15 protein-coding genes are annotated in these 16,335 nt (G+C 74.0%); 7 read left to right on the top strand and 8 right to left on the bottom strand.

The annotated features are described in order from the left end of the window. Positions 1 to 190 precede the first annotated feature (190 nt). A complete protein-coding gene (locus IE98_RS0128035; RefSeq protein WP_030273672.1) occupies positions 191 to 1,270 on the bottom strand; it encodes an SGNH/GDSL hydrolase family protein in 1,080 nt (359 codons plus the stop codon). A 145-nt stretch (positions 1,271 to 1,415) separates the two neighbouring features. On the opposite strand from IE98_RS0128035, the gene IE98_RS0128030 reads away from it, so the two are divergent. From IE98_RS0128030 to IE98_RS0128020, 3 genes are all read left to right on the top strand, one after another. Beyond that, positions 1,416 to 2,816 carry a cystathionine beta-synthase gene (locus IE98_RS0128030; protein ID WP_030273670.1) on the top strand — a complete coding sequence of 467 codons (1,401 nt, stop codon included), beginning with the start codon at positions 1,416 to 1,418 and terminating at the stop codon, positions 2,814 to 2,816. 472 nt (positions 2,817 to 3,288) lie between these two features. Continuing rightward, a complete protein-coding gene (locus IE98_RS0128025) occupies positions 3,289 to 3,615 on the top strand; it encodes a hypothetical protein (protein WP_030273668.1) in 327 nt (108 codons plus the stop codon). Positions 3,616 to 3,822: 207 nt separating this feature from the next. Next, positions 3,823 to 5,097 carry a L,D-transpeptidase family protein gene (locus IE98_RS0128020; protein ID WP_030273666.1) on the top strand — a complete coding sequence of 425 codons (1,275 nt, stop codon included), beginning with the start codon at positions 3,823 to 3,825 and terminating at the stop codon, positions 5,095 to 5,097. A 57-nt stretch (positions 5,098 to 5,154) separates the two neighbouring features. Here the strand turns inward: IE98_RS0128020 and IE98_RS0128015 are convergent, their stop codons facing one another. From IE98_RS0128015 to IE98_RS0127990, 6 genes are all read right to left on the bottom strand, one after another. Further along, the gene (locus IE98_RS0128015; protein WP_030273664.1) at positions 5,155 to 5,520 is read right to left on the bottom strand and encodes a cupin domain-containing protein; all 366 of its coding nucleotides are present in this window, start codon (positions 5,518 to 5,520) and stop codon (positions 5,155 to 5,157) included. A 183-nt stretch (positions 5,521 to 5,703) separates the two neighbouring features. Next, a complete protein-coding gene (msrA, locus tag IE98_RS0128010) occupies positions 5,704 to 6,369 on the bottom strand; it encodes a peptide-methionine (S)-S-oxide reductase MsrA (protein WP_030273662.1) in 666 nt (221 codons plus the stop codon). A 41-nt stretch (positions 6,370 to 6,410) separates the two neighbouring features. Further along, a complete protein-coding gene (locus IE98_RS0128005) occupies positions 6,411 to 7,484 on the bottom strand; it encodes a nucleotidyl transferase AbiEii/AbiGii toxin family protein (protein WP_063749016.1) in 1,074 nt (357 codons plus the stop codon). Continuing rightward, positions 7,481 to 8,170 (bottom strand): hypothetical protein, encoded by a 690-nt coding sequence (locus IE98_RS0128000; protein WP_052391062.1) that lies wholly within the window; start codon positions 8,168 to 8,170, stop codon positions 7,481 to 7,483. The genes IE98_RS0128005 and IE98_RS0128000 overlap by 4 nt, the downstream gene beginning before the upstream one ends. Positions 8,171 to 8,182: 12 nt before the next feature. Continuing rightward, complete coding sequence (locus IE98_RS43205; RefSeq protein WP_052391061.1) at positions 8,183 to 9,337, bottom strand: DUF4034 domain-containing protein; 1,155 nt, start codon at positions 9,335 to 9,337, stop codon at positions 8,183 to 8,185. Positions 9,338 to 9,405: 68 nt separating this feature from the next. Further along, positions 9,406 to 11,067 (bottom strand): M48 family metallopeptidase, encoded by a 1,662-nt coding sequence (locus IE98_RS0127990; protein WP_052391060.1) that lies wholly within the window; start codon positions 11,065 to 11,067, stop codon positions 9,406 to 9,408. 230 nt (positions 11,068 to 11,297) lie between these two features. Here IE98_RS0127990 and IE98_RS0127985 point away from each other — a divergent pair, with 230 nt between their 5' ends. After that, positions 11,298 to 12,452, top strand: a complete 1,155-nt coding sequence (locus IE98_RS0127985; protein ID WP_030273652.1) for a cystathionine gamma-synthase — start codon at positions 11,298 to 11,300, stop codon at positions 12,450 to 12,452. A gap of 16 nt (positions 12,453 to 12,468) precedes the next feature. On the opposite strand, the gene IE98_RS0127980 is transcribed toward IE98_RS0127985, so the two are convergent. Continuing rightward, positions 12,469 to 12,942, bottom strand: coding sequence for a MarR family winged helix-turn-helix transcriptional regulator (locus IE98_RS0127980; RefSeq protein ID WP_030273650.1), 474 nt, complete (start codon positions 12,940 to 12,942; stop codon positions 12,469 to 12,471). A 123-nt stretch (positions 12,943 to 13,065) separates the two neighbouring features. Between IE98_RS0127980 and ilvA the strand changes: the two genes are divergently transcribed. The 3 genes from ilvA to IE98_RS0127965 all read left to right on the top strand — a co-directional run bounded on the left by ilvA (position 13,066) and on the right by IE98_RS0127965 (position 16,311). Continuing rightward, on the top strand, positions 13,066 to 14,277 hold the full coding sequence (gene ilvA / locus IE98_RS0127975; protein ID WP_030273648.1) for a threonine ammonia-lyase: 1,212 nt from the start codon (positions 13,066 to 13,068) through the stop codon (positions 14,275 to 14,277). 160 nt (positions 14,278 to 14,437) lie between these two features. Further along, on the top strand, positions 14,438 to 15,448 hold the full coding sequence (locus IE98_RS0127970) for a daunorubicin resistance protein DrrA family ABC transporter ATP-binding protein (protein WP_030273646.1): 1,011 nt from the start codon (positions 14,438 to 14,440) through the stop codon (positions 15,446 to 15,448). Between the two features lie 2 nt (positions 15,449 to 15,450). Further along, the gene (locus IE98_RS0127965) at positions 15,451 to 16,311 is read left to right on the top strand and encodes an ABC transporter permease (RefSeq protein ID WP_030273643.1); all 861 of its coding nucleotides are present in this window, start codon (positions 15,451 to 15,453) and stop codon (positions 16,309 to 16,311) included. The last annotated feature ends 24 nt before the right edge of the window (positions 16,312 to 16,335 follow it).

The raw sequence follows: 16,335 nt of genomic DNA, 5'->3' as shown, positions 1-16,335 counted from the left end.
GGCGATGATCTGGGACGTGAGGTCGTCCGGGCGGACGTCCTTCAGCGAGCCCTTGAAGGCCCGGCCGATCGGCGAACGGGCGGCGCTGACGATGACGGCTTCGGGCATGGTGGGCTCCTCGCGGGTCGGCCGGCTAGCGAGCATTCACTTGAGGGCGCGTATCGGCTCCCAACGACACTCGGGAGGAAAATTACCGCTTAGTAGCCCCGGCGTCACCCGATCCCGGGTGTGAGCTGGCCGACGCCGCCTCGGGCTCCGGTGTGCCCGGCAGACCGAGCCTCAACCGGTGCCGCATCAGCGCCCAGCGCCGGGCCGCGGGCCCGGTGCCGGCCGCCGCGACCTCGGTGCCCGAGCGGCCCGCCGCGGCCGCGGCCGCCACCTCGACCGGCAGCACCGCCTGCGCGGCCGGCGGCTCGGCGGCGGTGTCCTCCTCGCCGGGCCACAGGTCCATCGACGCGCACAGCGAGGGCAGCATCGCCATCGCCGCGGTCGCGTAGCCCTGGGCCGACGGGTGGTAGCGGTCGGCCGCGAACAGCTCCGGCCGGGTCGCGAACTCCGGTCCGAGCAGGGAGCCCAGCGACACCGTCCGCCCGCCGGCCTCCACCACGGCGATCGTCTGCGCCGCGGCCAGCTGCCGGCTGAGGCGCCGGGCCACCCAGCGCAGCGGCGGCCGCACCGGCTTGATGGTGCCGAGATCCGGGCAGGTGCCGACCACCACCTCGCACCCGATCGACCGCAGGATCCGCACGGCGTCGCCCAGCTGCCGCACGCACTGCGCCGCCGGGCTGTGCCGGGTCACGTCGTTGGCGCCGATCATGATCACCGCGAGCTGGGGCCGGTGCGGCAGCGCGAGCGCCGCCTGGTCCACCAGGTCCTCCGAGCGCGCCCCCGACTTGGCGACGTTCACCAGCCGCACCCGGCGCTCGGCGACCGAGGCCAGCCCCGAGGCCAGCAGCGCGCCCGGGGTCTCCCGGCCGCGGTTCACACCGAGCCCCGCCGCCGTCGAGTCGCCGAGGAAGGCGAGCACCAGCGGGGGCTCGTCCGAGGGCGGGGCGATCGTCCCGGCGTCGGTGAAGGCGTCGCCGTACACGCCGTCCGCGCGCGGCGGATCGCCGTCCAGCAGCCCGATCGCCCGGATCGCCATCCTGCTCTCGGTCAGCAGCAGTCCGGCGAGCCCCACGCCCAGCAGCCCGATCCCGCCGCCGCCGTACGCGGCCGCCGTCGCGATCCGGCGGGCCACCCTGGCCCTCGACGCCTGTGCCCCTGGCATCCTGCACCCCCTTGTGCGGTCTTCCAGAGTCCTCGTAACCCGGTAGTACCCCTCTCGGCCGTGCCGCTATCGGCGGCCGTCGGCCATCCGTGGCCATACCCTTTAGACACCCACAGTCACACGCGCCACTATCGGGAGGACCCCCGTGCGGTACAGCAATTCGATCATCGAGCTGGTCGGCGACACGCCGCTGGTGAAGCTGAACAAGGTCACCGAGGGCATCAGCGCCACCGTGCTCGCGAAGGTCGAGTACTTCAACCCGGGCGGCAGCGTGAAGGACCGGATCGCGCTGCGCATGGTCGAGGCCGCCGAGGCCTCGGGTGCGCTCAAGCCCGGCGGCACCATCGTCGAGCCGACCTCCGGCAACACCGGTGTCGGCCTGGCGATCGTGGCCCAGCAGAAGGGCTACAAGTGCATCTTCGTCTGCCCGGACAAGGTGTCCACGGACAAGATCAACACGCTGCGCGCCTACGGCGCCGAGGTGGTCGTCTGCCCGACCGCCGTGGCGCCCGAGCACCCCGACTCGTACTACAACGTCTCCGACCGGCTGGTGCGCGAGACCCCGAACGCCTGGAAGCCGGACCAGTACTCCAACCCGGACAACCCGGCCTCGCACTACCACTCCACCGGTCCGGAGCTGTGGGAGCAGACGGACGGCAGGATCACCCACTTCGTCGCGGGCGTCGGCACCGGCGGCACCATCTCCGGCACCGGCCGGTACCTGAAGGACGTCTCCGACGGCAAGGTCCAGGTCATCGGCGCCGACCCCGAGGGCTCGGTGTACTCCGGCGGCACCGGCCGTCCGTACCTGGTCGAGGGCGTCGGTGAGGACTTCTGGCCCACCGCCTACGACCGCACCGTCGCGGACGAGATCGTGGCCGTGTCCGACAAGGACTCCTTCCAGATGACCCGCCGCCTCGCCAAGGAGGAGGGCCTGCTGGTCGGCGGCTCCTGCGGCATGGCCGTGGCCGCCGCCCTGGAGGTCGCCAAGCGGCTCGGCCCGGACGACGTGGTCGTCGTGCTGCTGCCGGACGGCGGCCGCGGCTACCTCTCGAAGATCTTCAACGACGACTGGATGGCCGACTACGGCTTCCTGCCCACCGCCACCGACGAGGCGCACATCGGCGAGGTGCTGGCCCGCAAGGACGCCCTGGAGCACGAGGGCATCCCGCAGTTCGTCCACATGCACCCCAACGAGACCGTCGCCGAGGCCGTCCAGGTACTGCGCGACTTCGGCGTCTCCCAGATGCCGATCGTCTCGCCGGGCGCCGGCCACCCCGACGTGATGGCCGGTGAGGTGATCGGCTCGATCGTCGAGCGGGAGCTGCTGGAGGGCCTCTTCTCGCAGCAGATCAAGCTGGCCGACACCCTGGACAAGGTGATGTCCAAGCCGCTGCCGGTGGTCGGCTCCGGCGAGTCGGTGACCAACCTGATGACGGTGCTGGAGAAGGCCGACGCGGTGGTCGTGCTGGTCGAGGGCAAGCCGCAGGGCATCGTCACCCGGCAGGACCTGCTGGCCTTCCTCACCAGCCGGGCCGGTCACTGACCCCGTGTCACCGGGCCCGGTGGGCCGACCGGGTGAAGCGGCCTCGTCCCGCCAGTTGGTACACCGACGTCACCTCGGCGCATCAGGCCGTTAACAACGGTCCTGCATCGTATTGGTCAACGGCAAGACGCCGAGCATGGTGGCAGCGGAGGCCGGGAGCGGCTCCCCGGTCCCGCAGTCACCACGGACACGTCGGTCGGCCCTGACCCGGCCCTCCGTGTCCCGCCCGCGGGGGTTGCCGTCGTCCCGCCCCTGTTCGGTTCCGACCGATCAACAGGGTGCGGCGGCCCCCGCGGCACCCATCGCGCCGAGAGGCGCGTCTCCGCGGCTCCCGGGTGGGGGAGCGCCGGCGGAGGCGGCAGGGCCGGTCCCCGGACGGGGACCGGCCCTGCCGTGTTCTCCGCCGCGGCCCGTCCGCGCGTTCCGGCGCACCGGTTTGGGTCCGCCCGTCCGCTGACCTAGGCTCGCCGCCATGACCAGCACTGACCAGCCCGCGCAGGACGCACCGCGTTACGTACGGCTCAAGATCGAGCTCATCGCCGAGATCACCGACGAGCAGGCCCTCAAGACCGCCGCCCTCGCCCAGGTCGAGAACGACGAGTACCTCGACGACGAGGAGCGCGCCCAGTCCGTCGAGGCCATCGAGGTGGACCCGTCCGGCTCGCTCGCCCACTTCATCGACCCGGTCGCGCTGCTCGGCGACGTCCCCGGCATCGAGCTGACCTCGGCCACCTGGGAGTCGGCGCACACCGACTTCGACCCGGACGAGGAGAGCTGGGACGAGTACAGCGTCGAGTAGCCCCGTCGCGCCCGCGCGGCACCGCCGTACGGCAGAAGGCCCGGTCCGGACCCCTCCGGACCGGGCCTTTTGTCCGATATGGAGGTATGACAAGTACTCTCGTACGATCTGGAACATGTGCGCCGAACGGGTGTATTCGCCCCGTTGTGCCGTGCTCACGATCCGTACCGGGCGCCGGGCGCGCCGCCGAGCAGCAGGGAGAACCACGTGACGGCACCCGAGAACCGCCAGGCCGGGAGCAGCAACTGGACCCGGCGCGGTGTCCTGGGCGGCCTGCTCGCTGCCCCGGCCCTGCTGGTCGCGGCCTGCAACGGGGACACCGGCGGCGGTGCGTCCGGGAAGGCCGGGGCAGCCGGCGGAGCGCAGTCCGGTGCGGCCACCACCAAGGGCGCCGACACCCCGAGGACCTCGACCGCCCGAATAACCGTCACCCCCGCCGACGGCGCCACCGCGGCCCCCTTCACCCGGCCGATCAAGGTCGCCGTCACCGGGGGCACCCTGACCTCCGTCACCGCGACCGACGAGAAGGGCCGGGCGGTCGCCGGAACCCTCTCCGCCGACCGGCACGGCTGGGTCTCCACCGACCCGCTCGCCAGCGGCACCCGCTACACCGTGGCCGTCGCCGCCACCGACCCGGACGAGCTGGAGTCCGACGCGCACGCGGCCTTCGCCACCGCGGCCCCCGCCCACACCTTCGTCGGCCACTTCACCCCGGAGAACGGCGCCACCGTCGGCGTCGGCATGCCCGTCTCGATCAACTTCAGCCGGCCGATCACCGACCGGAAGGCCGTCCAGGACGCGATCACCGTCACCGCCCGGCCCGGCGTCGAGATCGTCGGCCACTGGTTCTCCAGCACCCGGCTCGACTTCCGGCCGCAGGAGTACTGGGCCAAGGGCACGGTCGTCACGCTCAGCCTGCGGCTCAAGGACGTCGAGGGCGCCGACGGCGTCTACGGCACCCAGTCCAAGGACGTGAGCTTCACCGTCGGCCGCAGCCGCACCAGCGTCGCCGACCTCTCCGCCGACACCCTCACCGTCACCACCGACGGCGTGGTCACCGCGACCTACCCGATCATCGGCGGCGCCCCCGCCACCCGGACGTGGGGCGGCAAGCTCGTCATCGCCGAGCAGTACCTGCAGACCAAGATGGACTCCCAGACCGTCGGCCTCGGCGACGAGTACAACATCCCGGACGTGCCGCACGCCCAGCGCCTCACCAGCTCGGGCACCTTCATCCACGGCAACTACTGGTCGCCGCAGGGCGCCTTCGGGGCGCAGAACCTCAGCCACGGCTGCATCGCGCTGCGCGACGTCAAGGGCGCGGGCGACCCGCAGACCGACGGTGCCGTCTTCTTCAAGGAGTCGCTGGTCGGCGACGTGGTCGAGGTGGTCAACTCCGGCGACCGCACGGTGGACCCGGCCAACGGCCTCAGCGGCTGGAACCTGAGCTGGGCCGCCTGGAAGGCCGGCAGCGCGGTCTGACCCGCCCGCCGGCACGGTGACCCGCGGGGCGCCGTGCCGGCGGGACCGGTCCGGCCGTCAGGACCGCTTGGCGTAGTCGGCGAAGCCCTGCCAGTCGATGATCACGCACGCCTCGTCGCCGAGCACCCACGCGTCGTGCCCCGGCGGGCAGACCATGAAGTCGCCCGGGCCGAACTCCTCCTCCTGCCCGTCGTCCATCACGACCTTCATCCGGCCGGAGACCACGTACCCCGTGTGGGAGGCCCGGCAGCTCTCCGTGCCGGCGATCGGCTTGACGTGCTTCGACCACTGCCAGCCGGGTTCGAAGGTGCCGCGGCCCACACCGCCGCCCTCCCGGTTGACCAGCTCCATGCGGCCGCGGCCGTCCTCGAACGGACGGACCTCCTCGGGCGAGTCCAGGCTCATGCGGACAAGACCGGCCATCGCGCATCTCCTCCGAACGGGGGCGGCCCACCCGGTCCGCCGCCCACCGCGGCCACCCGGGCCACCCCGCCGACACCCCCAGTCTCCGCCGCCCGCCCACGGTCTGCCACGGAGGCGGCTACCGGCCCCGCACAGCCGTGAGGGCGGTGCCGCCGCGCGGCACCGCCCTCACCCGCCGGACCGTCAGCCGTTGGTCCGTGCGACGCCGATCGGGCAGGAGGCGCCGGTGCCGCCGAGGCCGCAGTAGCCGTTGGGGTTCTTGGCCTCGGAGAGGTACTGCTGGTGGTAGGGCTCGGCCGGGTAGAAGGCGGCGGCGGGGGCGATCTCGGTGGTGATCGCGCCGAAGCCGAGGGCGGTGAGCTCGGGCTGGAAGGCGTCCCTGGAGGCCTCGGCGGCGGCCTGCTGGGCCGGCGAGTGGGTGTAGACCGCCGAGCGGTACTGGGTGCCGACGTCGTTGCCCTGCCGGAAGCCCTGGGTCGGGTCGTGCGCCTCCCAGAAGGTCTTCAGCAGCGTCCCGTAGGAGATCCGGTCCGGGTCGAACACGACGCGGACGGCCTCGGTGTGGCCGGTCAGCCCGCTGCAGACCTCCTCGTACGTCGGGTTCTCGGTGTGCCCGCCCTGGTAGCCGACCAGCGTCGTCCAGACGCCCGGCAGCTGCCAGAAGGCGCGCTCGGCGCCCCAGAAGCAGCCGAGGCCGAAGTCGGCGGTCTCCAGGCCCTCCGGGTAGGGGCCGGTGAGCGGGGTGCCGAGGACGGTGTGCAGGTCGGAGACGGTGAACGGCGGGGTGGTGCGGCCGGGCAGCGCCTGGTCGGCGGTGACGAGAGCGCTCTTGTGGCGGTTGAACAGCAAGGCCTGCTCCAGGTGTCCGGCGGGTCGGGTGTGCGGTGGGTTCAACGCTCGCCGGTGCCGTCGGATTCCGTGGTGGACTCCGGCGGCAGCCACACTGCGCGGAGCTCCTCCTCGCTGCGGCCGCCGAAGGTCGGGGCGAGGGCGGCGAGCAGCCGCTCGCCGTACTCCTCGGCGGTGCCGACCTGCGGGTGCTCCTTGCGGAACTCGTCCCACTCGACGCGCTCCAGCGGCTCGGCGACGTCATCGGTGACCAGCGGCCGGGTGGCCCACCACGGGTGGGACGTGAGGAAGACGTCCCGCAGCAGCTCGTAGCGGAGCGGGGCGGATTCGGCGAGCAGGACGGCGTCGTACAGGTCCTTGCCCTGGGCGAAGCCGTCGTTGACCAGCCAGAGGATCTTCCAGGCGAGCGAGAGCTCGCGGTCGGCGGTGCGCAGTTCGGCGGGCGTGCCGGGGCCGGAGAGCGGAGGCACGGCGGTGCGGACGGGCTCGGTGGCCAGCGGCTCGGTGAAGACGAAGTCCAGCTGGACGGTGCCCTCGGGCAGGCCGTCAGCGCTCCACGGCAGGACGAGGCGGCGCCCCGGGACGCGGTCGTACGTCCAGATCTCGTCCCGGACGGCTCGGTCGGCGTGCAGCCGGACGGTGCCGGAGAGCCGTTCGGCGGCGGCCGCCAGCCCGGTGAGCAGGCCGTCGGTCCGAGGGTCGTCGAGCTCCCAGTCGGTCGGCGTGACGATGAAGTCGAGGTCGCCGGGTTCGCGCGCGTCCGCCCCGAACCAGGCGGTGAGCAGCACCGATCCGCGCAGCACCAGGTGACCGGCCCACGGGGAGGCGGCGACGGCGGCGAGCACGGTGTCCAGGGCCTCCCGCCGGGCGGCGTACCAGCGGGCGCCGGTGGCCGCGTCCGCGAACTCCGGGTCGCCGGCCCGCATCGCCTTGACGTAGCCGCGCAGCGAGGGGTCGAAGACCGCCCGCTGGACGACGCCCTCGCCGGCCACCGGGCGGATCGAGCGCGGGAGTTCGAGCTCGGTGAGTTCGCTGTCGGTGGGGCGCATGTGCGGCAGGCTGAGCTGCTCGCTCCAGGGGCCGTATCCGAGGTCCTGCCAGGAGGAGTTGGTCATCGGGCGGTCCTTTCACCGGTGTCCGGGGAGGGGTGGGCTTCCGCTGAGCGGGCTTCCGCGATCCAGCCGGCGTCCAGCGACTCGGCGGTGTCGAGCACGGCGAACTCCCGCTCGACGGAGGCGATCCGGTGGTCGGCGAGGTCGGCGAGCAGGGCGTCCAGGCGGCGGCCGGCGGTGTCCGCGCCGACCAGGCGGCAGCGCTGGGTGACGAAGAACTCGACCTGTCCGTCGGGCCGGGTGCGGCGGGCGTTGCGGGACAGGTGGGCGTCGTGGCGCTCGGCGGCGGCGGCCAGCCCGGGTCCGGGCGGCGCGTCCAGCAGCAGTTTGACGTGGTGTTCGAAGTAGTACGCCGGTCCGAGGGCCTCGGCCTGACCGTCCGTGGCGGGGACGCCCGTCGTCCACGGCGCCGCCTCGATCTTGGTGCGGAGCACGGGGAAGCCGGCCGAGCCGGCGTCGGCGGCCGTCCGCGCGGCGAGCGCCTCGGCCTCGGCGAGCGGGCCGGAGACGGTCAGGGTGAGCATCGGCTGCCGGGGGACGGCCCCCCGGGCGAGCTCGATGTCGACGACCTTGAGACCGCGCCCCGCGGCCCAGGCGGCGAGCGCCCGGCCCAGCTGCGGGGCGACGGTCAGGTGGATCTCGAAGTCGCCCCGGAAGTCGGGGCGGACCGGTGTACGGGTGTCTGGCACCCGCGCATCCTGTCAGGCGGCTCCGACAGTGCCGCCGCGGACCCCGGCGGCGGTCGGGGCGGGCCGGCCGGCCTTCTCCCAGCCGACCAGGGCGCGGTTGCGGACCTCGGAGAACCGGGCGACCGGGTCGCCGCTGTAGGACCACGGCTGGCAGCCGATGTACCGGCCGGCCAGCCGGAACTGCCCGACGGCCTCGGCGTACCGCTCGTCGAAGGTCAGTGCGTACGCGAGCAGGTGGCGCATCTTCGGGACGCGGCGGTCGTCCGCGGGCACCGTCTCCAGCGCGGCGAGCAGCCGGTCCGCGGCGGCCCGGGCCGCGGGGGTGCGCCAGGCCGCGTAGGTGTCCTGGGTGATCTCCCGTTCGTGCACCGCCAGCAGCGGCAGACCGGCGAGCAGGCTCTCCGGGGGCGCTGCGGCGGCGGCGCGTTCGGCGAAGTCCGTCATCAGCTCGTGCGAGCCGCGCCACTTGGCGCACCAGTACTGCAGGGCGTTGAGGTGCGCGGTGAACAGGTGCGGCGAGCGCCGGACGACCTCCTGCCAGAGCTGCCCGAACCGCTCGTGGTCCCAGCCGAGGCCCATCGCGACCGGGATCCGCTCCGCCCACGGCGCCGGGTCGCCGGGGGCGAGTTCGGCGGCCCGGTCGAAGGCCTCCTCGGCCTCGGCCAGGATCCGGTGGAAGGCCGCGAACTGCTCGCGGCTGACCTCCGAGGCCCGCAGCGAGCTGCGGACCTTCCAGGCGAGCTCGACCAGGGCGGTGGCGTGCACGATCGCGGCGTCCGGCGAGTCGGGCCGCTCGGCGCGCCAGGCGCGCAGCCAGCCGTCCTCCTCGGCGGCGTGCTCGGCGAGGCCGCGGATGCGGACGTGCCGCAGCTCGTGGTCGTCGCCCGCCTCGGCCAGGTGGGCCGCGAACGGGCGCCAGTCCCCGCTGCCGGCGGCGGCCGCGGCCCGGGCGGCGGCCTCGTCCGACGCGTCCGGGGCGGTGTTCCGGGTGGCGTCGAGCTCGGTGCGGGCGGGCAGCCCGAAGGCGGTCGGGTCGAGGTGGGCGGTACCGGCTCGGGCGTCGGCGATCCGCCGGTTCAGTTCGGCGGTGCGCCGGTTGGCGTACCAGGTGACCAGCTTGGCGCCGACGAAGATCAGCACCGGGATCAGCAGGATGAGGCGGGCCATGGGGCGGGGGCGGTCCTTGCGGTCGAGGGGGATCGGGGCGGGGGGGCGGGCGCAGGGCCGGGTCGGCGCTACGTCCGCAGCGGGTCGGCGGCCGGGACGGCGGGGGCGGATGCGAGGCCGGCCCCGGCGAGCAGGGCGCGCAGCGGAGCGGTGTCCGGGGTGTCGGCGACGGCCGCGTCCAGCGCGGACGGGAGCCCGTCCTCCAGGCCGCCGGGCAGCCGCAGCTCGGCCGGGACGGACCAGGAGAACTCCCAGTGCGCGAGGCCGGCCTCGGCGAGGTCGAGCACCGCCGCCCGGGAGAGCGCGGCGCGCAGCACCGGGCGCAGGAACTCGCGGGCGGCGCGGCCGGTCGCGGCGGCGGACTGCTCGCTGCGCGGCAGCCGGCCGGCGATCTCGAAGCCGCGGCCCGCGTCGACGGCGTCGAGCAGGGCGTCCAGGGTGGGCGGCAGCCCGCTGTCGGTGAGCGCCCGCCGCACCGGCAGGGCGGCCTCGCGGGAGCCCGCCAGCCCGGCGGCCTGGAGCAGGTCGGGCCAGTCGAGGTGCTGCTTGGCGGCGGCCTCCGGCACCAGGGTGGCGGCCTCCAGGGCGGCGAGGGTGCGCTCGGGGTCGTGCAGCAGGGCGAGCGCGGGGCCGTCCCCGCCGGCGGTCCGGCCGTCCTCGGGCAGCGCCTCGACGGCGGCGATCCGCCGGTGGATCGGCGGGTGCGAGTCGTACGGGTCGGGCTCGCCGTCGGGCAGGCCGAGTTCGTCGAGCTCGCGGCGGCGTGCCGGGTCGGCGAGGAGGTGCGCGAGGCCTCCGTAGAACTGTCCGGGCGGCGGCAGAGCCCCGGCGTCCCAGCCGAGGGTGGCGTAGCGGTCGAGGTAGAAGCCCTGGGCGGCGTCGAGGGCGGGGATGCGGCGCAGCGCGGAGGCGGTCGCGGCCCGGCCGGCGACGGCGGCGGCCGCCCGGTCGGCGGCGTACTCCTGACGGCGGCTCACCGCCTCGGAGACCCGGAAGTAGAGCTTGGCGTAGAGGGTGAAGACCTTGGCCAGGACGCGCTGGACGCCGCCGTCGGCCTCCTCGCCGGTGGCCTTCCTGCCCTTGGCGAGGCGGGCGGCGTCCTTGGCGGCGATCTCGGCGGCCCTCTCGGCCTCGTGCCGGTCGGCTCGCCGGTGGAGGGTGCCGATGGTGTGCAGGATCGCGCTGCGACCGGCCACGGTGACGCCGGCCAGGCGGACGTCGCGGTTGCTGTAGTGCCCGAACTCGTGGGCGAGGACGGAGTCCAGTTCGTCCTCGGTGAGGCTGATCAGCAGCGGGGCGCCGATCACCAGGTGGCGCGCGCCGGGGATCAGGCCGAGCAGCCGGGTGTCCTCGCGGACGCCGGCGTTGACCTCGGGGACGAGCCGGACGGTGGCCGGTCCGCGGACGCCGGTGAGGTCGGCGATCCGGTCGACCCGGGCCCACAGCGCGGGCTGCTGCTCGCGGGTGAGGGGCAGCCCGCCGTCGGCGTCCTGGCGCGGACGGCGGGTCAGGAAGACCACGCGCAGCACCGGGTAGGCGACGACGGCGGTGAGGGCCCAGATCTTCAGCAGGCCGAGGTTGACGTGCCCGACGCCGGCGTACAGCGCGACGTCGAGGCCGAGCAGGCCGAGCACGATGGCGGCGGCGAGCAGGTAGAAGCCGGCGAGCAGCGAGACGGCGAGGACGGCGCGTCCTGCGGTGCCGGCGGCGGGTGGTGGGGTCGTGCCCACGGTTACGGTTCCCCCCGGGGACGGCCGATCGGATCTCTCGATCGGATGTGCGGACGCGATCGTAACGGTCGGAAGGGGCGCCGGCGAAGGGATTTACCAGGCCGGGCCCCGTCCCCGGGACGGCCGCCGGCGGGCCCGCCGGCCCCGGCCGGGGCGGCTCCCGCCGGCGGCGCGGCGCGGGACGTGCGCTCAGCCCGTGCGGCCGGGCCCCCGCGGACTAGGCTCAAGGCATGACCGAGCACCAGCTTCCCCAGGGCTTCGAGACCCTCGCCATCCACGCGGGTCAGGAAGCAGACCCCCAGACCGGGGCCGTCGTCACGCCGATCTACCAGGTGTCCACGTACAAGCAGGACGGGGTGGGCGGCCTGCGGGGCGGGTACGAGTACAGCCGTTCCGCCAACCCGACCAGAACCGCGCTGGAGGAGTGCCTCGCGGCGATCGAGGGCGGCGCCCGCGGCCTCGCCTTCGCCTCCGGCCTCGCGGCCGAGGACACCCTGCTGCGCACGATCCTCAAGCCGGGCGACCACATCGTGATCCCGAACGACGCCTACGGCGGCACGTTCCGGCTGTTCGCCAAGGTCCTCACCCGGTGGGGCGTGGAGTTCTCCGTCGCCAACACCCAGGACCTCGCGGACGTCCGCGCCCAGCTCCGCCCGAACACCCGCGCGGTGTGGGTGGAGACCCCGTCCAACCCGCTGCTGGGCATCACCGACCTGACCGCGCTGGCCGAGGTGGCGCACGCCGCCGGCGCCCTGCTGGTGGTGGACAACACCTTCGCCAGCCCGTACCTGCAGCAGCCGATCGCGCTCGGCGCCGACGCCGTGGTGCACTCCACCACCAAGTACATGGGCGGCCACTCGGACGTGGTCGGCGGCGCGCTGGTGCTGGCGGACGCCGGCCTCGGCGAGGAGGTCGCGTACCACCAGAACGCGATGGGCGCGGTCTCCGGCCCGTTCGACGCCTGGCTGGTGCTGCGCGGCATCAAGACCCTGGGCGTCCGGATGGACCGGCACAGCGCCAACGCCGAGAAGGTCGCCGAGCTGCTCGCCGGCCACCCGAAGGTCAGCCAGGTGCTCTACCCGGGCCTGCCCGAGCACCCCGGTCACGACATCGCGGCCAAGCAGATGAAGGCCTTCGGCGGCATGGTCTCCTTCCGCGTGCACGGCGGCGAGGAGGCGGCGGTCGAGGTCTGCAACCGGGCGCAGCTGTTCACCCTCGGCGAGTCGCTGGGCGGCGTGGAGTCGCTGATCGAGCACCCGGGCCGGATGACGCACGCCTCGGTGGCCGGTTCGGCGCTGGAGGTGCCGGCCGACCTGGTGCGGATCTCGGTCGGCATCGAGTCGGTCGACGACCTGCTCGCGGACCTGCGGCAGGCACTGGGCTGAGCCGGGCGCGGCCCGGTCAGGGCCGCCGGCCCGCCGAGTACGACTCCAGCGAGTCGTTGAAGCGGGCCAGCAGGACGCAGAAGGCCCGCTGCTCGTCGGCGGGCCAGTCCGCCGTCAGGCGGCGCATCAACTCCTCGCGTCCGGCCCGCACTTCGGCGAGCCGGCGCCCGCCGAGCGGGGTCAGCGCGAGGTGCACGGCACGCCGGTCGGCCGGGTACGGGACCCGGCCGACCAGGTCCGCCTCGACGAGCGGCGCGGCCTGCCGGGTGACGGTGGAGGAGTCGACGCCGAGCGCCGCGGCCAGGGTCTTCACGCTGGCCGGGCCGCGGCGCTGCAGCTCGTCCAGCAGCAGGTAGGCCGCGCGGTCCAGCGAGCCGACCGCGCCGGACCGGGCCTGCTCCAGCCGACGGGCGAACACCGCCACCTGGTAGTGGAGTTGGGTGTGGAGGGGGTCGTTGCCGGGGGCGGCCGGGGGCGAGGAGGTCGTCATCGCGGCTCACGTTCCAGAGGCGGTACGGGTGCTCGGAGCCAGCAGCGTACGCGCGACGGCCCGGCCCGGGAACAGGCCCGGCGCTGCCGGTCGGAGGCCGCCCGCGGCCGTACGCTGATCCGCATGCACAGCTGGCCGATCACCCTCGACGACGTCCGCGGCGCCCAGAAGATGCTGGCCGGGATCGCCCGGGTGACGCCGATGGAGACGAGCCGGTACCTGTCCGCGCTGGTGGGCTCGCCCGTCCACCTCAAGTGCGAGAACCTGCAGCGCACCGGCTCGTTCAAGCTGCGCGGCGCCTACGTGCGGATCGCCGGGCTGACCCCGGTGCAGAAGGCCGGCGGGGTGGTCGCCGCGAGCGCCGGCAACCACGCCCAGGGCGTGGCGCTCGCCGCCTCGCTGCTCGGCGTCCCCGCCACCGTCTTCATGCCGACCGGCGCCCCGCTGCCCAAGGTGGCGGCGACCCGCGACTACGGAGCCGAGGTGCGGCTGCACGGCGCCACCGTCGACGAGACGCTGCGGGCGGCGCAGCGTTGGGCGGATGCGACCGGCGCGGTCCTCATCCACCCCTTCGACCACTGGGACGTGGTCACCGGCCAGGCCACGGTGGGCCTGGAGATCCTGGAGCAGTGCCCGGAGGTCCGCACGATCCTGGTCGGCGTCGGCGGCGGCGGGCTGATCGCCGGGATCGCGGCGGCCGTGAAGCCGCTGCGCCCGGACGTGCGGGTGGTCGGGGTGCAGGCGGCGGGCGCCGCGGCGTACCCGCCGTCGCTGGCGGCCGGGCACCCGGTGACGCTGCCGCGGATCGCCACGATGGCGGACGGGATCATGGTGGGCCGGCCCGGCGACATCCCCTTCGAGGTGGTGAACACGCTGGCCGACGGCGTCCGCACGGTCTCCGAAGACGCGCTGTCACGGGCGCTGCTGGTCGGCCTGGAGCGGCTCAAGCTGGTCGTGGAGCCGGCCGGGGCCAGCCCGATCGCGGCCCTGCTGGAGCGGCCGGAGAGCTTCGAGGGCCCGGTGGTCGCGGTGCTGTCCGGCGGGAACATCGACCCGCAGCTGATGATGAGGGTGCTGCGGCACGGCCTGGCGGCGGCCGGCCGCTACCTGTCGCTGCGGGTGCGGCTGGCGGACCGGCCGGGGTCGCTGGCCGACCTGCTGGCCGTGCTCACCCGGGTGGACGCCAACGTGCTGGACGTGGCCCACGTGCGGATCGACCCGAGGCTCGGACTGACCGAGGTCGAGGTCGACCTGCACCTGGAGACCAAGGGGCCGGAACACTGCGCGGTGGTGACCGGTGAGCTGCGCACCGCGGGGTACGTGGTCACCCAGTAGCACCGTTCCGCCGGGCGGGCGGCGCACCGCCGCAGCCCTTGACGCGATATATCGCAAGCTGCCATCCTCTCGCGATACATCGCGAGATTCGCGTCCCGCCCGGCCGGGCACTGTGTGACGATCAGACGACATACCAGACAAACAGGAGATGAGGCAGGCCATGGCGCCAGCCATCCAAGCCGAGAACCTGGTCAAGACCTTCGGTGACGTCCGCGCCCTCGACGGCGTCAGCCTCGACGTCCCCGAGGGCACCGTGCTGGGCCTGCTGGGCCCGAACGGCGCGGGCAAGACGACGACCGTGCGGGTGCTCACCACCCTGCTCCGACCCGATTCCGGCCGGGCCACGGTGGCCGGCCTGGACGTGCTCCGGCACCCCAACGAGGTGCGCGGCCTGATCGGCCTCTCCGGTCAGTACGCCGCCGTCGACGAGTACCTCACCGGCCGCGAGAACCTCCAGATGGTCGGCGAGCTCTACCAGATGTCCGCCCGCGACGCGAAGGCCCGCGCGCTGGAACTGCTGGAGTGGTTCAACCTCTCCGAGGCCGCCGACCGCACCGCCAAGACCTACTCCGGCGGCATGCGCCGCCGCCTCGACCTCGCCGCGGCACTGGTCGTCCGCCCGCCGGTGATGTTCATGGACGAGCCGACCACCGGCCTCGACCCGCGCAACCGCCTCGCCCTGTGGGAGGTCATCGAGAACCTCGTCGACCAGGGCACCACCCTGCTGCTCACCACCCAGTACCTGGAGGAGGCCGACCGCCTCGCCCACGACATCGCGGTGGTCGACCACGGCCGGGTGATCGCCCGCGGCACCGCCGACGAACTCAAGGCGACGATCGGCGGCGAACGGATCGAACTGGTGGTGCACCGCCCGGACGAGGTCGCCGAGGCGGTCGCCGCGCTCACCCCCTACGCCAAGGGCGAGCCGGCCGTGGAACGCAACACCCGCCGGATCACCGTCCCGGTCAGCGGCGGCTCCAAGGTGCTCGCCGACGTCATCCGCGAGCTCGACGCCCGCTCGATCGAGATCGACGACATCGGCCTGCGCCGCCCCACCCTCGACGACGTCTTCCTCTCCCTGACCGGACACGCCACCGAGGCCGAGGAGAACGGCGAGAACAGGCAGCAGGAGCAGACCCGGGGCCGCCGGGGCCACGGAAAGGAGTCCTGAGAATGGCGACCACCACCACCGAGCACGCCATCGGCCGCGCCGTCCCGCGCCGGCGCACCGGGCTCGCCGCGATGCTGCACGACTCCTGGGTCGTCGCCCGCCGCAACCTGCGCCGGATGCTCCGCATCCCCGAGATCGTGGTCTTCGGGCTGCTGCAGCCCGTGATGTTCGTGCTGCTCTTCTCGTACGTGATGGGCGGCGCGATCCAGATCCCCGGGACGCAGGCCAGCCACGACGCCTACATCCAGTTCCTGATGGCCGGCATCTTCGCGCAGACCGTCACCTTCGCGACGGCCGGCGCCTCGGCGGGCATCGCGGAGGACATGACCAAGGGCCTCGTCGACCGCTTCCGCTCGCTGCCGATGACCCGCTCGGCCGTCCTGGTCGGCCGCACCCTCGCCGACCTGGTGCAGACCGCCTTCATCCTGCTGGTGCTCGCCCTGGTCGCCCTGCTGGTCGGCTGGCGGATCCACGAGGGCTTCTGGAAGGCGATGGCGGCCTTCGGGCTGCTGCTCCTGCTCGGCTACGCCTTCTCCTGGATCGGCGCGCTGATCGGCCTGTCCGTGCGCAGCCCGGAGGCGGCCACCTCGGCCGGCCTGATCTGGCTCTTCCCGCTGACCTTCGTCTCCAACGCCTTCGTGCCGATCAGCTCGATGCCGGGCTGGCTGCAGCCGATCGCGTACTGGAACCCGTTCTCGGCGACCGTGCAGGCCTGCCGCGACCTGTTCGGCAACCAGGTCGGCCCGGTCGACGACGCCTGGCCGATGCAGCACGCCGTGCCGGTGTCGATCGTCTGGTCGCTGGTGATCACGGCGCTGTTCTCCTGGCTGTCGGTCCGCAAGTACCGCTCCGCGGCCGGCTGACCGGCGGCGGGTGCCAGCACGAGG

This window comes from Streptomyces sp. NRRL B-24484, assembly GCF_000717715.1.
Lineage (GTDB): Bacteria > Actinomycetota > Actinomycetes > Streptomycetales > Streptomycetaceae > Kitasatospora.
Note: the sequence above shows the minus strand (reverse complement) of the source record. Positions and strands in the feature narration are given on the sequence as shown.